Origin of the sequence: Serratia sp. M24T3 (genome assembly GCF_000257645.1) — a bacterium.
Classification (GTDB): domain Bacteria; phylum Pseudomonadota; class Gammaproteobacteria; order Enterobacterales; family Enterobacteriaceae; genus Rouxiella.
Map to the genome: position 1 here is coordinate 76,268 of NZ_AJHJ01000009.1, position 15,953 is coordinate 92,220.

A 15,953-nucleotide genomic window follows, 5' to 3' on the forward strand; every position below is an offset into this window, starting at 1 on the left:
CACGCGGTGTAAAGAAAAAAGGAATATCACATGAGTCTGAACGTATTCTGGTTTTTACCTACTCACGGTGACGGTCACTATCTCGGCACCAGCGAAGGCGCGCGCGCCGTGGATCACGGCTATCTGACCCAGATTGCCCAGGCCGTAGACCGCCTCGGTTTTGGCGGCGTGCTTATCCCGACTGGCCGCTCATGTGAAGATTCCTGGCTGGTGGCTGCGTCGCTTATCCCGGTTACGCAAAAGCTCAAGTTTTTAGTCGCGCTGCGTCCGGGGATCATCTCCCCGACCCTCGCCGCCCGTCAGGCCGCCACGCTGGATCGCCTGTCCAATGGCCGTGCGCTGTTCAATCTGGTGACCGGTGGTGACGAGGAAGAGCTGGCCGCAGAAGGTTTGTTCCTCAATCATGAAGAACGTTATGAGGCCTCTGCCGAGTTCACTCATATCTGGCGTCGAGTGCTGGAAGGTGAAACCGTGACCTTCGAAGGCAAACACATCAGCGTTAAGGGTGCCAGCCTGCTGCATCCGCCGGTTCAACTGCCGCGCCCACCTCTTTATTTCGGCGGTTCTTCTGAAGCTGCAAAAGAGCTGGCGGGTGAACAAGTCGAACTTTATCTGACCTGGGGTGAGCCTCTGGCGGCAGTTAAGGAAAAGATTGCTGAAGTCCGTGCCAAGGCCGCCAAACATGGCCGTACAGTGCGATTCGGCATTCGTCTGCACGTAATTGTGCGCGAAACCACGGAAGAGGCCTGGAAAGCCGCCGACCGCCTGATTGCCAATCTGGATGATGAGACCATCGCCAAGGCGCAGGCCAAATTTGCTAAAACCGACTCTGTGGGGCAGCACCGCATGGCGGCATTGCACGGCGGCAAGCGCGACAAGCTGGAAATCGCCCCGAACCTGTGGGCCGGCGTTGGCCTGGTTCGGGGTGGCGCAGGCACTGCATTGGTCGGTGACGGTCCAACAGTCGCCGCAAGAATGCAGGAATATGCTGACTTGGGTATCGATACCTTTGTGCTTTCCGGTTATCCGCATCTGGAAGAAGCCTACCGAGTCGGCGAACTGCTGTTCCCACATCTAAATCTGGCAACCTCCGAAGACGTTGAAAGCCCTGCCCGCCGCGCCATCAAGGCTCACGGTGAGTTGGTTGCCCATGATTTTGCACCACAGCGCGTGTCAGAAAGTTAAGGACGAATCATGAGCAACATGACTGAACGTTGGATAAATCGCTTAACGCCGTGGATTGTTCCGGTGGTGTTAGTCGCCAGCTGGCAGATTTCCGTGCAGGCAGGCTGGCTTTCAACCCGCATTCTGCCCTCGCCCAGTGCGGTAATTGAAGCCTTCTGGACGCTGGCCAAATCCGGCGATCTTTGGGTCAACCTGAAAATTAGTACCTATCGGGCGCTGGCCGGTTTTGTGATTGGCGGCAGCATAGGTCTGTTGCTCGGCTTTATTACCGGACTTTCACGCTGGGGCGAACGCCTGCTGGATAGCTCGCTGCAGATGCTGCGCAACATCCCGCATCTGGCGCTGATCCCGCTGGTGATCCTGTGGTTTGGCATCGATGAGTCGGCGAAAATTTTTCTGGTTGCCCTCGGCACGCTGTTCCCAATCTACCTCAACACCTATCACGGCATTCGTAATATCGACCGTGGATTGCTCGAAATGTCGCGCAGCTATGGTTTATCCGGATTCCCACTGTTTTGGCAGGTGGTATTACCGGGCGCACTGCCCTCGATTATGGTCGGTGTGCGTTTTGCCTTGGGCTTTATGTGGCTGACGCTGATTGTTGCCGAAACTATTTCTGCCAACTCGGGGATTGGTTATCTGGCGATGAACGCCCGCGAATTCCTGCAAACCGACGTCGTGGTCGTGTCCATTATCCTGTACGCTGCCCTCGGCAAACTGGCCGATATCGTGGCGCGTTCGCTTGAACATGTCTGGTTGCGCTGGCACCCGGCTTACCAGAGTAAACAAGGAGCAACCGCATGACTGAACCGACTCGAATTCCGCAAGGCACGCCGGTTACTCTGGCTGGTATTGTTAAAAAATACGGCAATCGCACGGTGCTGAGAGAAGTCAATCTGCGGATTTCTCCCGGACAGTTTGTCGCCGTGGTAGGCCGCAGCGGCTGTGGTAAAAGCACCCTGCTGCGCCTGCTGGCCGGGCTGGAGAAAACCACCAGCGGCGATCTGCTGAGTGGCAGTGCCGAACTGAGCAAGGTGCAGGAAGACACCCGCCTGATGTTTCAGGATGACCGCCTGCTGCCGTGGAAGAAAGTGATTGATAATGTCGGATTGGGCCTGAAAGGCCATTGGCGACCGGCAGCACAGGCCGCGCTTGAAGAAGTCGGCCTCGCTGACCGCGCCAATGAGTGGCCCGCTGCGTTATCCGGGGGACAAAAGCAGCGCGTCGCGCTGGCTCGCGCACTGGTTCACCGACCTCGCCTGCTGTTACTTGACGAACCTTTAGGCGCGTTGGATGCTCTGACACGTATCGAGATGCAGAGCCTGATTGAACGCCTATGGCAACAGCACGGCTTCACGGTGTTGCTGGTCACTCACGACGTCAGCGAAGCGGTAACCGTGGCTGACCGAGTGATCTTGATTGAGCAAGGTGAAATAGGCCTGGATATGCTGGTTGACTTACCCCGTCCTCGCCGACGAGGTTCTATAAAACTTGCCGAGCTGGAAGAACAGGTGCTCGACCGCGTGCTGCGCCCTCAGCCCGTTGCCGCCGAAGTTAAAGTGGCAAGGCGTTGATCTTATTTTCAAGCGATTAAAAAAGGGCGACATCTCTGTCGCCCTTGTCTTTTGCAAACTAAATGTCAGCCGTTAATCAGGCATCCAGCGCCTTGGTGATTTTCTCGTACAAATCGCCAGACAGATTTTCCAGCCCTTTCAGTTTTAGCAGCGCCTGACGCATCTGGCCCTGACGGTTTTCGTCATAGCGTTTCAGGCGGATCAGTGGTTCGATCATTCGCGCGGCAACCTGCGGGTTACGGGTGTTGAGGTCAGTCAGCATTTCAGTCAGGAAGGCATAACCGCTGCCGTCTGCCGCGTGGAACGCTGCCGGATTGCCCTGTGCAAACGCGCCAATCAGCGATCGAATGCGGTTTGGGTTACCCATGGTAAACGAACGGTGGTTCAACAGGCCGCGCACCTGCGCCAGCACATCGGCTGCCGGGCTGGTGGCTTGCAGAATGAACCATTTATCCATCACCAGACCATCCTGATGCCAGCGGTTATCGTAAGCCGCCAGCAGGCGATCGCGGCAAGGCAGGTTGGCCGCCACCGCCGCAGACATCGCCGCCAGTGAATCAGTCATGTTGTCTGCCTGCTCGAACTGCGCGCTGACCAGCCTGTCAGCCTGAACCTGATCGGCAAACGCCAGGTAACGCAAACACACGTTGCGCAGCGAACGCTTGCCAATATCACCATGCTCAACGCGATAAGACGGCAGGCTGTTGGCGTGATAAACCGCCAGGAATTCATCGGCCATCTCAACCGCCAGACAGCGAGTGATTGACTCATGAACCGCACTAATCGCTTCTGGATCAATGGTTTCGAACAGCTCGGCGATTTCGTTTTCAGAAGGCAGAGTCAGAATCTGCGCCGCCAGTGCCGGATCGATATTTTCATCGAGCAGTACGGCGCGGAACGCGTCCGCAACGTGCAGCGGCAATGACAGGGGCTGTTTCTGCTGATGGCGCGCCACGTTAAGCTTGATATAAATCGCCAGCAGGCTTTGCGCGGAATCCCAACGCGAAAAATCATTGGTCGCGTGTTTCATCAGGAAAGTCAGCTGATGATCACCATATTTATAGTCCAGCTTCACCGGCGCAGAGAATTCGCGCAGCAAAGAAGGGATCGGCTGATATTCGACATCTTCAAACACGAAAGTCTGCTCGGCTTCGGTCACGTTAAGCACGTTGCTGACTTTCTGGCCATGCTGTTTCAGCGCAATCACCCCGCCTTGCGGGTCGTAAAGCTCGATATCCAGCGGGATATGCAAAGGCAGCTTCTCGGTCTGGTCCGGCGTCGGCGGCGTTTTCTGGCTAACAGTCAGAGTATAAGTCTGCTTTTCGACGTCATAGTCATCGCGCACGGTGAGGACTGGCGTACCGGATTGACTGTACCAGCGGCGGAACAGCGACAGATCGACATTAGAGGCATCTTCCATCGCCTGTACAAAATCGTCACAGGTTGCTGCGCTGCCGTCATGGCGCTCAAAATACAGCGCGATACCCGCCTGGAACTGCTGTTCGCCCAGCAGGGTATGCAGCATGCGAATAACTTCAGACCCCTTTTCGTATACCGTCAGCGTGTAGAAGTTATTCATTTCAATAACTTTTTCAGGGCGGATCGGGTGCGCCATCGGGCTGGCATCTTCCGAGAACTGAGCGCCACGCATTACGCGCACGTTATCAATTCGGTTGACCGAACGAGAACCCAGATCAGAGCTAAACTCCTGATCGCGGAACACCGTCAGACCTTCTTTGAGGCTCAACTGGAACCAGTCGCGGCAGGTCACACGGTTGCCGGTCCAGTTATGGAAATATTCGTGGCCGATAACCGCTTCAATGCCGAGATAGTCTTTATCGGTGGCGGTTTCTGCCTTGGCCAGCACGTATTTAGAGTTAAATACGTTAAGACCTTTGTTTTCCATCGCGCCCATGTTGAAGAAATCTACCGCCACGATCATAAAGATGTCGAGATCGTATTCCAGATTAAAGCGCGTTTCGTCCCACTTCATCGACTGCTTCAATGATTCCATTGCCCAGTCGGCACGATCAAGATTGCCGCGATCGACAAAGATTTCCAGTGCGATATCACGGCCCGAGCGCGTCACAAACTTGTCGCGCAGCACGTCAAAATCACCGGCAACGACAGCAAACAGGTAGCAAGGTTTCGGGAACGGATCTTGCCATTTTATCCAGTGACGACCGCCTTCAAGATCTCCGCCGTCAATGCGATTGCCGTTTGAAAGTAAATAAGGATACAGCGCTTTATCGGCGACGATACGGGTGCTGAAACGTGCAAGAACGTCTGGACGGTCCAGATAATAGGTAATGTGGCGGAACCCTTCGGCTTCACACTGAGTACAAAGGGCTTCACCTGAAAGGTAAAGCCCTTCCAGCGCGGTATTTTTAGCCGGATGGATTTCGTTGACCACTGACAGCTCGAAGGACTCCGGCAGGCCGTTAATCACCAGCGTATTCTCGCGCAGCTGGTAGTTTGGCCAGTCCTGGCCGTTAACGCGCAGGCTGATCAGAGTAAGATCTTCACCGTTTAATACCAGGGCCGCACCTTCAGCGCCAAGACGTTTGATCTGGCTAACGGCGGTGACGGTCGTCGTCTGCGCATCAAGGTCGAAATCGAGGTCGATATCAGTAATGGTGTAATCTGGCGCAAGGTAATCATGGCGATATTTTACCTGCGGTTGTGATAGTGCGTCGGTCTGTTGTTCTGTTTGCAGCTGGTCAGTCATAAAAGAACCTTTTGGCGTTTTACAGGAGGATACGCGTGACGCGGGTTAAATAAACTTTATCACAGAAGGTGAAAATTCCCAGACTGCTGGCGGGCTGATAGCTGCAACAGGCGAGCTTTTAGACGAAACAGTCAAAAGCGCCATTAAAAGCTAAAAAATATTTCAGCTTATATTTCACTTTTTTTTAACTTTTTAGTGCTATTTACGTTAACACCGCAATTAAATAATTTCGCCTGTCGTCAATTCCGACTTCCGCTCCAGCATAAGTTTACTGCCGCTACAAATGTGATCAACTCCATGTATTTCATGAAAATTAAGTGAAAAACATTAATAACTAACGGGTTATTACTTTGTTAATATTTATCGGAAACTCGTGTTTAGTATCCTGAACAAGGCACGTTTAGCCCTCGACCTCAGGCGGGGGATTGTGCTGAGATGTGGGTTCATTGACTTGATAATGCGGTATACTTCTCGAACTTTGCCGCTTTTATTCAGGCCACTAACTAACTTTTATTACTCTATGTCATTGGAGCGGCAGCAAGGCAGCAAGCGAGCCGAATCCCGATGAGCTGACACAGGTCAGTGCTTCGGGTGAGTGAGCGCAGCTAACGCCGCTGCAGTTTCCAGGACGGAGAGTAAGGTTTGTTGCTTCTGACGAGGATGTTGCGCGTATGACCTCATTCGCCTCCCCGATTTTGACTTCGCTGTTAGATACCGATGCCTATAAGCTCCACATGCAGCAGGCGGTCTATCATCGATATGCTAATAGTCATGTTGTAGCCGAGTTCCGTTGCCGTGGTGACGAATTACTGGGCGAATATGCGGATGAAATCCGCCACCAGATTGAGCTGATGAGCGAGCTGGCACTGACCGAAGAAGAGTTTGCCTATCTCTCGGGCCTGCCATTTTTCAAGTCGGATTACCTGCAATGGCTGCGATCGTTCCGTTATAACCCGGCGCATGTCGAGGTTTCCGACCGTCACGGGCATCTGCACATTCGTATCGCGGGTCCATGGCGGGAAGTGATTATGTGGGAAGTGCCGTTGCTGGCAGTGATAAGTGAAGTGGTGCATCAGCATCGCTCGCCTGACGTCACGCCGGAAATGGCGGTTGCCCAGCTGCGTAAAAATTTGCTGAAGTTTAAGCAGGCATCGGCGGACATCGACATATCGGCTTTCAAGCTGATGGATTTCGGCACCCGTCGTCGTTTTTCAGGCGCGGTGCAGCGAGCCATTGTCAGTACGTTGAAAGCAGAATTCCCTTATCTGGTGGGGACCAGCAACTACGATTTAGCCCATAAGTTGCAACTCAATCCGGTGGGGACTCAGGCACACGAATGGTTCCAGGCGCATCAGCAGCTGAGCCCGGTGCTGGCCAACAGTCAACGTGCCGCGTTGCAGGCCTGGCTGGATGAATATCCTGACCAGCTCGGTATTGCGCTCACTGACTGCATCACTATGGATGCATTTCTGCGTGATTTTGGCAGCAAATTCGCGAATGCCTATCAGGGACTGCGCCACGATTCTGGAGACCCGTTTGAATGGGGCGAGAAAGCCGTGGCTCACTATGAAAAGCTTGGCATCGATCCGCTGACTAAAACTTTGGTGTTCTCCGATAATCTTGACCTTGATAAAGCGTTGGATTTGTATCGTCGCTTCCATAAGCGAGTCAATCTGATATTTGGCATCGGTACTCGTTTGACCTGTAACATTCCGCAGGTTAAACCGCTGAACATCGTGATCAAGCTGGTGCAGTGCAACGGTAAGCCGGTAGCTAAACTTTCCGACAGTCCGGGTAAAACCATCTGTCAGGATAAAGCCTTTGTGCAGGCATTGCGCAAAGCTTTCGATTTACCGCTGATAAAGAAAGCGTCCTGATTTGTTTTGCCCAAGGCAGCTCGGCTTCTCTCCTTGCCGATGCCTGCCCTCCCCCTGCTTATGAAGCCTGCGCTAAATCTGGGATTCAGCTATAAAAGTGGGGGGAATGTGGACTCCGGCTTTTTACCCGCCAACATTTACCCGCCAACAAATGCTGCAGATTTTTTCCTTCATTACCCACCCGTCTGCTTGATTCCTTTCTATATATAGAAACAGAAACTGAATAAGCCACTTTTTCACCACTTTTACCCTCTCTCGTTTTGTCATGCTTAAAGTTATCGCTGCAAGGGCACAAATGTTGCGGTCAATGGGTGATTTCTGCTTGTGTCCTGAAAAACCCTAAGTAACATAGCAAAACCCTTTTTAAAAAGGTGTGTGGCTTTCTAGCAGGTTTTTAAAATCGAATTTAAAACCATCGGTATCATCAGAACTATTTAAGAGAGAAATCTATGAGCGTTGCGCCTGTAGTCGACGTACTGCAAGGCCGTGCTGCGGTTGACAGTGAAGTCACCGTACGCGGTTGGGTACGTACCCGGAGAGATTCAAAAGCTGGCATCTCCTTCCTCGCCGTATATGACGGCTCCTGCTTTAATCCGTTACAGGCCGTCGTAAATAATTCTTTGCCTAATTATCAGGATGAAGTATTGCGCCTGACCACTGGCTGTTCTGTAGAAGTGACCGGAACCGTTGTGGCATCGCCTGGCGAAGGCCAGAGTTTTGAGCTGCAGGCAACGGCTATCAAGGTAGTCGGCTGGGTTGACGATCCTGACACCTATCCGATGGCGGCCAAACGCCACAGCATCGAATATCTGCGCGAAGTTGCTCACCTGCGCCCACGTACCAACCTGATTGGTGCCGTGGCGCGCGTTCGTAACACCCTGTCGCAGGCGATTCACCGTTTCTATCATGAAAACGGCTACTTCTGGGTATCGACCCCACTGATCACCGCTTCTGATACAGAAGGCGCCGGTGAGATGTTCCGTGTTTCAACGTTAGATCTGCAAAACCTGCCGCGTACCGACAAGGGCGAGATCGACTTCAACGAAGATTTCTTCGGCAAAGAAGCATTCCTGACCGTATCGGGCCAGCTGAATGGCGAATCTTACGCCTGTGCGCTGTCAAAAATTTACACCTTCGGCCCGACCTTCCGCGCTGAAAACTCCAACACCAGCCGCCATCTGGCCGAGTTCTGGATGGTGGAGCCGGAAGTTGCCTTTGCCACTCTGGATGACATCGCTGCACTGGCCGAAAACATGCTGAAGTATGTTTTCCAGGCAGTTTTGGACGAAAGAGCCGACGATCTGGCCTTCTTCGCCGAACGCGTAGACAAAGATGCTATTTCACGCCTTGAACGATTTGTAACTTCCGATTTCGCACAGGTCGACTATACCGACGCTGTAAAAATTCTGATCGATTCAGGTAAAAAATTCGAAAATGACGTCTCTTGGGGCGTAGATCTGTCTTCAGAGCACGAACGTTACCTTGCAGAGCAACATTTCAAAGCGCCGGTAGTGGTTAAAAATTACCCTAAAGATATCAAGGCGTTCTACATGCGTATGAACGAAGACGGCAAAACCGTCGCCGCGATGGACGTATTGGCACCGGGAATTGGCGAGATAATCGGCGGTTCTCAGCGTGAAGAACGCCTGGATGTTCTGGATGCTCGTCTGGAAGAGATGGGGCTTAATAAAGAAGATTACTGGTGGTATCGCGATCTGCGTCGCTACGGCACCGTGCCACACTCAGGCTTTGGCCTCGGTTTCGAGCGACTGGTTGCTTACGTTACTGGTGTACAAAACGTGCGCGATGTCATTCCTTTCCCACGTACTCCACGCAGTGCAACCTTCTAATTAATTAAAAGTTATTAATTAAACAAGTTTTGATACAAATTTAAGGCCAGCAATGCTGGCCTTAGCTATTTTTAAACCAAGATCCCTGTCACAAAGTTCCGTAAATTTAATATTTTGTAACACAAATTTTCTTATTGAAACATATTTAGGTGTTTAGTAGCATTTTCGATGTAGATTAAGCGCACCCTCAATGGAACACTGCGTTCAGACACAGGAGACACCAAACTTTCAACAATAGTTCCGTAACATATTGTAGGCAGTGGCAAGGTGTCCAAATAACTCCAATGAGGGTAATAATAAATGATGAAGCGCAACATTCTTGCAGTGGTAATTCCAGCCTTGTTAGCTGCTGGCGCAGCTAATGCAGCCGAAATCTATAATAAAGACGGCAACAAGCTGGATCTGTACGGTAAAGTCGACGGATTGCATTATTTCTCTAACGATGACGGCAGCGATGGCGATCAGTCATACGTGCGTTTCGGCTTCAAAGGCGAAACCAAAATCAATGACAACATCACCGGTTACGGCCAGTGGGAATACAACATTCAGGCTAATAATTCTGAAGGTTCTGACGCGCAAAGCGGCAACAAAACCCGTCTGGGCTTCGCTGGTCTGAAATTTAATGAATACGGTTCTTTCGACTACGGTCGTAACTACGGTCTGATGTACGACACTATCGGCTGGACCGATATGATGCCTGAATACGGCGGCGACTCTGGTTACTCGGACGGTTACTTGTCTGGTCGTTCTACCGGCGTAGCAACTTACCGTAACAACAACTTCTTTGGTCTGGTAGACGGTTGGGACTTCGCCGTTCAGTACCAGGGCAAAAATGACCGTGACAACGGCGACATTCTGCGTGGAAACGGTGACGGCTATGCACTGTCAACCTCTTACACCTCTTCAATCGGCCTGGGCATCGTAGGTTCTTGGTCTGAGTCCAACCGTACCGATGGCCAGAAAGACTTGGTTTACGGCAACGGTAAAAACAAAGCTAAAAGCTGGGGTACTGCAGTCAAGTATGATGCCAACAACATCTACATCGCTGCTCTCTACACCGAAACTCGCGATGCAGCCCGCATTGATGTGAGCGACGATCTGCAAGGCTTCGCCAACAAAGCGATCACCACAGAAGTTATCGCTCAGTACCAGTTCGACTTTGGCCTGCGCCCTTCTATCGCCTATGTTCAGTCTAAAGGCAAAGATATCGAAGGTATCGGCTCAGCTAACCTGTACAAATACTACGACGTTGGCGCGACTTACTACTTCAACAAAAACATGTCTACCTATGTTGACTACAAAATCAACCAGTTGAAGAAAGACAACCCACTGGGTCTGGCGAACGACGACATTGTTGCTGTTGGTCTGGTTTACCAGTTCTAATCTAGCTTAAGTCGTATTCAACGATTCAAATCAAGCAGGGCTTTGGCCCTGCTTTTTTATTGTCTAAAACTATTAAATACCTTTCTCGGTTAAAACTTTTACCGGATTGTGCGATTCCTTAGCAGACTTATTTTTATCATGAAAATTAAAACCCGTTATCAGTAAAATTAATGCTGACAGACCGCTCACAACTCTGCTTTCTTTTTGCCGCAAACGGTTGGCAAAGACCTATTCAGACGGTAACCTGAACACCTATTTCTGTTAATAACAGGCCATGGAAGTCACCCAATGTTTGAAAAAATCACTGCCGCACCCGCTGATCCTATCCTGGGTCTTACCGATCTTTTCCGCGCCGACGCTCGTCAGGACAAAATTAACCTGGGGATTGGTGTATATAAAGACGAAACAGGTAAGACACCGGTTCTCGCCAGTGTAAAAAAAGCCGAACAGTTCTTGCTGGAGAATGAAACCACTAAAACTTATCTGAGCATCGACGGTTTGCCGGACTTCGCCCACTGCACGCAAGAACTGCTGTTTGGTGCCGATAGCGCCCTGATTCGCGACAAGCGTGCGCGTACCGCTCAGACTCCTGGCGGCACTGGAGCACTGCGTATCGCCGCTGATTTCGTTGCCACCCAGACCGACGCTAAACGCGTTTGGATAAGCAATCCAAGCTGGCCAAACCACGTTGGCGTATTTTCTTCCGCTGGCCTGGAAGTTGCAGAATACAATTATTATGACGCCGAAAAGCACGCTTTAGATTTTGACGGCATGTTGAAAAGCCTGAGCGAAGCCAAAGCGGGCGATATCGTGTTGTTCCACGGCTGCTGCCATAACCCGACCGGTATCGACCCTACCGTGGCGCAATGGCAACAACTGGCAGAACTTTCCGTAGCTAACGGTTGGCTGCCGCTGTTCGACTTTGCCTATCAGGGCTTCGCAAAGGGGCTAGAGGAAGACGCACAAGGTCTGCGAATCTTTGCTGCCAAACATCATGAACTGCTGGTTGCCAGCTCGTTCTCGAAAAACTTTGGCCTGTATAACGAGCGCGTAGGGGCTTTCACTCTGGTAACTGCCGACGCTGAAACTGCCGATCGCGCTTTCAGCCAGGTGAAATCGGTAATTCGCACCAATTACTCCAACCCACCGGCGCATGGTGCTGCGGTAGTCGCGACTATTCTTGGCAACCCCGCGCTGCGTGCGCAGTGGGAACAAGAGTTAAGCGATATGCGCCAGCGTATTCACCGCATGCGCGAGCTGTTTGTCACTACTTTGCAGCAGAAAGGTGCCAGCCAGGATTTCAGCTTTATCATTGAACAGAACGGTATGTTCTCGTTCAGTGGACTGAGCAAAGATCAGGTTCTGCGCCTGCGTTCAGAATTTGGTGTTTACGCGGTGAATTCTGGTCGTATCAATGTTGCCGGCATCACGCTGGACAACATGGCGCCACTGTGTGAAGCCATTGTCGCCGTTTTATAAGCTATTGATATAGAAGAAATAAAAAAGCCAGCCGGTTAATCGCCCGCTGGCTTTTTTAATCACAAATCTCTGCAAAGTCATTAGTGCAGCAGGCTTGAGAATGAGCTTACACAGTTAAGCGGTTTGGGCGCGCAAGTGAAGTTCAAGTCTTAGAGGGTAATCTTTACCAGACTGGCTGCTCATCCTGCAGGAACGGATTCGTCTTTCTTTCATAGCCTAGATTGGACATTGGGCCGTGTCCCGGCAGAAACACAATGTCATCGCCCAGAGGCAGCAGTTTGGTTTTGATCGAGTTGATTAAATCTTCATGACTGCCGCGTGGAAAATCGCTACGCCCCACTCCGCCCTTGAAAATCACATCCCCTGAGACAGCGAATCTAGCAGCATCGTTGATAAACACGATATGACCCGGAGTATGCCCAGGACATTCAAGAACAGACAAAGTTTCTTCGCCGACCTTGACCACGTCGCCCTCGGCAAGCCACTGATTTGGCGTGAAAGCCGCGCAATCCTCGAGCCCAAACATCCTTGCCTGCTGTGGCAGAGACTCCAGCAAGAAGGCATCTTCTTTATGCGGGCCAATAATTGGCACCTGATAATACGCGGCAATCTCAGCGGCGGCCCCTACGTGATCAAGGTGCCCATGGGTCAGCAAAACCTGGGTCACAGTCACCCCCAACGAGCTGACTTCTTTGATGATTTTTTCGGCGTCACCGCCGGGATCAACTACTGCGGCCTGCTGGGTTTGGGGACAATAGATAACTGAACAGTTCTGGCTGAATGCCGTGACCGGGATGATATGATATTTCATTGGCTCTCCACGCATAACCCTCGCCCCTAAACTACAGCATTGCCTCAGTTCTCGATCCGAATTAGTGGCCTAAACCAGTTCATTAGGATGAAAACTTATTTTCTGACAATAGTTTCAAGGACGAAGGCTATGATTTTTTCCTGATTTTTGCACAAGATCAGGACCAGGTACGGTTTGGTCCGGTATCAATGTGCACAAAGTCACTTCGTGGATAATATCCTACACCACCCATCCGCATTTTTAACGCCGCTTTGCGGATATTTGCCAAATCAACGCCCTGAATATGGAAATCCATGGCCTTTCCCAGCGTGTGGTAACTGTGTTTTGCAACGCCGCTGCCTGGCTTGCGCAACATATTGTTGGTCGCCAAGGTCCGATAGCCGGAAACCAGCTGTACCGGCTTATTGGTACCCAGGGCAACCTGCAAGCGATAGAGGTGATCAAACAGTTGAGGATCGATTTTTGTGACCTGGCCGCCAGCGCGATAATCGCGGAACAAATGATTTAGTCGCGTCAACTCATCCCTGTTGTATTTCTTGCCGTCAAAAAACTCGGTTTTGAGGGTTTCACCAGTGTGGAGGTTGTTAATCACCAAAACACGGGGTCTTGGTGTGGCAAGCATGGCAAATGCTTCACGGGGAAGCATCGCTGCGCCCATGGCCGCACCACCAAGTGCGAGCCATTTACGACGAATTTTGTCTATTTGGTCCATGAACAGTCAATTACCCGATAGCTATGTCAAAAAAGAAGGTTATTACGCAGGGCCAAATCTTGGCCCCTGGCAACCATAACCGCACCGAATTGGTGAGTCAACCGGGCGTACAGGCAGTCATAATCGCCTATAACACCCAATTCAATCATTTCGAGTCAGTCTTTCAGACACTTATCAGGTTAAATTTACTGCATTTATTAAAGCAATTTTTCTGCCTGTGTCAGGATTTGTGCGCCAGATCTCACTGTGGAATCATAATTGTAAATATCTGTACGGAATTGAGGCTTACCATCTTCCGCGACCCAAGCTGTCAGATAGAACAATTTTACCGGTATGCGATGGCGAATCGGCACAAATGTCGTGCTGCCACCCTGCACGGTTGAAGAGATCCTTGCGTCATTCCAACCCGTATCCTGCAGCAGCATATTTGCCAGCTCGGAAGCTTTATTGACACGCACACAGCCAGAGCTTAGAGCACGCGCATCGCGCTGGAACAGATTGTGATTTGGCGTATCGTGAAGATAGATTGCGTCCGAGCTTGGCATATTGAATTTGTAACGACCCAGCGCGCTCATCGAACCGGCTTCCTGGCGAACGCGGTACGGGAAGTGGTCCGGTGATACCATGCTCCAGTTTATGGTTGAAGGATCAATCACTTCCGCGTCATTGCTCCAACCAGATAACAGCTGGAAGCCATGTTTTTGCAAATAGCTCGGGTCACGCATCACTTTAGGTACGATATCTTCACGCACCAAAGTGGTTGGCACATTCCACGGCGGGTTCAGCACCACGTTACTCAAGACGCTACTCATCAACGGCGTCTTGCGGCTTGGCCTGCCGACAATCACTCGGGAAGCCAAGACTTCACTGCCGTTAAGATAGTATTTCAGCGAATAGTTCGGAATATTGACCATGATGCCGGTGCTGACATCACCCGGCAGAATCCGCAGTCGCTGAATATTCAACGCCAGCAAAGTGGCACGCAGTCGCGGCGATGCATTCAGCCACTGACGAGTGCCGGGGCCAATGATACCGTCAGCCTCCAGACCCTGCCATTTCTGGAATCGCTTGACCGCGTCCACCAGCTGAGGGGTATAAATGTTATCAGACACAGTCACAATCGGCGCAGAACCTGTCTGTGTGGCTGGCGTCTGAGTTGAATCAGGAGTGGGTGTCGGCAAAACGTCTTGCACCGAGGTCGCTGAAGGACTGACTGCCGGGGTCGGTTTCTGAGTTTTATCAGCCGTCTCATCGACAGAGAAATCCTCGACATTATTGTTGGTCGGATTCTGGGCGATAGTTTCTGCAGTTGGAGCCGGGGTCGAATTATCAGTTACGTCAATCATTGAAGCACTGCGAGCCAGAATTTGGCGCAGTACCGGCACGTCGTCGCTGACCTGTCCAGGACGCAGACTAACGCGACTCGTCATTTGCGGCCAAGTTTGACTATCGGCCAGCAAAGTCTTCAACGCAGCATGCATTTTCTTGTACTGCGGATGCTGCGGCTCAAGCGTCGTCACGTAGTGGGCCGTCGTCCCGTGGCGCACCGCAAGCTGCCACTGATTGATGACTGTCAGCGGCGGCGTAGTCATTTTATAAGGAGTATTACTGTACAGCCAGTTACTGCCGTTGACCTCAACTCCGCTGGTAAATTGCAGGTAGCCTATCATCGCGTCGGACAGCACGACATCGCGGGCCATGCCTTTGATGCTAGGATCAGTCAGCCACCTCACCCATTGAGTAAACTGCGGTTGAATACCGGAGATCGCCACCTCTGCCAGCTGCTGCTGGAATTGATGCACGGCGTCCCTGTCCTGCCACATTGGCTGCATATGGTTGGCCGCATAGAGCGAGGACAAAGTGGAAAGATACAGCGGCTTAACCCCAATCGGCAGCTCAGCCTGCAGGTGATTCATACTTTGCACGCTGGAAAGCGTGGTGGTTCTCACCGGCATTGTCGGCATTGCCGCATAGCTCTGGGTTAATGGGGCAATACTGGCAGCCAACAAACTCCCCGCCAGCAGCACCCTCAGAGACTCATTACGCTTAAGCATCATCCCCTGCCTCACTTGAATAACATAAAATTACTGCCGGAAACTGCCCATAGATTAAGTATATAGACAGAATTTTAAATTGCTCAGGCCGACAAGATAATTGCCTCCTCATTCATAAGGAGACTCTATGTTAGCGGCTGTACAAATTAAAGCCTTGTGTTGCGCTTTATAGTTTTTAATCTGTTAAATGAGTGAAAAATCGGCAATCATCTATTTATTGCAACTTTTGCTGGTATCTGTGGCCTATTTTTATGAAAAAAAACAAAAGCCCCAACCAATAGTATTCGGTTGAGGCTTTAA

The 15,953-nt window shown here is 51.3% G+C and carries 11 protein-coding genes; 7 read left to right on the plus strand and 4 right to left on the minus strand.

The genetic code is table 11. The features are described 5' to 3' along the window. Positions 1-30 precede the first annotated feature (30 nt). The 3 genes from ssuD to ssuB are packed head-to-tail and all read left to right on the plus strand — an operon-like array spanning position 31 to position 2,759. Complete coding sequence (ssuD, locus tag SPM24T3_RS09930; protein ID WP_009636615.1) at positions 31-1,185, plus strand: FMNH2-dependent alkanesulfonate monooxygenase; 1,155 nt, start codon at positions 31-33, stop codon at positions 1,183-1,185. 9 nt (positions 1,186-1,194) lie between these two features. Further along, positions 1,195-1,989 (plus strand): aliphatic sulfonate ABC transporter permease SsuC, encoded by a 795-nt coding sequence (ssuC, locus tag SPM24T3_RS09935; RefSeq protein WP_009636616.1) that lies wholly within the window; start codon positions 1,195-1,197, stop codon positions 1,987-1,989. Further along, positions 1,986-2,759 carry an aliphatic sulfonates ABC transporter ATP-binding protein gene (gene ssuB / locus SPM24T3_RS09940; protein ID WP_009636617.1) on the plus strand — a complete coding sequence of 258 codons (774 nt, stop codon included), beginning with the start codon at positions 1,986-1,988 and terminating at the stop codon, positions 2,757-2,759. The genes ssuC and ssuB overlap by 4 nt, the downstream gene beginning before the upstream one ends. Before the next feature lie 76 nt (positions 2,760-2,835). On the opposite strand, the gene pepN is transcribed toward ssuB, so the two are convergent. After that, positions 2,836-5,487, minus strand: a complete 2,652-nt coding sequence (gene pepN, locus SPM24T3_RS09945; protein ID WP_009636618.1) for an aminopeptidase N — start codon at positions 5,485-5,487, stop codon at positions 2,836-2,838. Positions 5,488-6,158: 671 nt separating this feature from the next. Between pepN and pncB the strand changes: the two genes are divergently transcribed. From pncB to SPM24T3_RS09965, 4 genes are all read left to right on the plus strand, one after another. Next, positions 6,159-7,364 carry a nicotinate phosphoribosyltransferase gene (gene pncB / locus SPM24T3_RS09950; protein ID WP_009636619.1) on the plus strand — a complete coding sequence of 402 codons (1,206 nt, stop codon included), beginning with the start codon at positions 6,159-6,161 and terminating at the stop codon, positions 7,362-7,364. Between the two features lie 449 nt (positions 7,365-7,813). Then, the gene (asnS, locus tag SPM24T3_RS09955; RefSeq protein WP_009636620.1) at positions 7,814-9,214 is read left to right on the plus strand and encodes an asparagine--tRNA ligase; all 1,401 of its coding nucleotides are present in this window, start codon (positions 7,814-7,816) and stop codon (positions 9,212-9,214) included. 300 nt (positions 9,215-9,514) lie between these two features. Continuing rightward, complete coding sequence (locus SPM24T3_RS09960; protein ID WP_009636621.1) at positions 9,515-10,597, plus strand: porin; 1,083 nt, start codon at positions 9,515-9,517, stop codon at positions 10,595-10,597. A 288-nt stretch (positions 10,598-10,885) separates the two neighbouring features. Beyond that, a complete protein-coding gene (locus SPM24T3_RS09965) occupies positions 10,886-12,076 on the plus strand; it encodes an amino acid aminotransferase (RefSeq protein WP_009636622.1) in 1,191 nt (396 codons plus the stop codon). Between the two features lie 163 nt (positions 12,077-12,239). On the opposite strand, the gene SPM24T3_RS09970 is transcribed toward SPM24T3_RS09965, so the two are convergent. The 3 genes from SPM24T3_RS09970 to ldtD form a co-directional block, all read right to left on the minus strand. Beyond that, positions 12,240-12,887 carry an MBL fold metallo-hydrolase gene (locus tag SPM24T3_RS09970; RefSeq protein WP_009636623.1) on the minus strand — a complete coding sequence of 216 codons (648 nt, stop codon included), beginning with the start codon at positions 12,885-12,887 and terminating at the stop codon, positions 12,240-12,242. Between the two features lie 157 nt (positions 12,888-13,044). Further along, a complete protein-coding gene (locus SPM24T3_RS09975; protein WP_009636624.1) occupies positions 13,045-13,599 on the minus strand; it encodes a YcbK family protein in 555 nt (184 codons plus the stop codon). Between the two features lie 197 nt (positions 13,600-13,796). After that, positions 13,797-15,656, minus strand: coding sequence for a L,D-transpeptidase (gene ldtD, locus SPM24T3_RS09980; protein ID WP_009636625.1), 1,860 nt, complete (start codon positions 15,654-15,656; stop codon positions 13,797-13,799). Positions 15,657-15,953 lie beyond the last annotated feature (297 nt).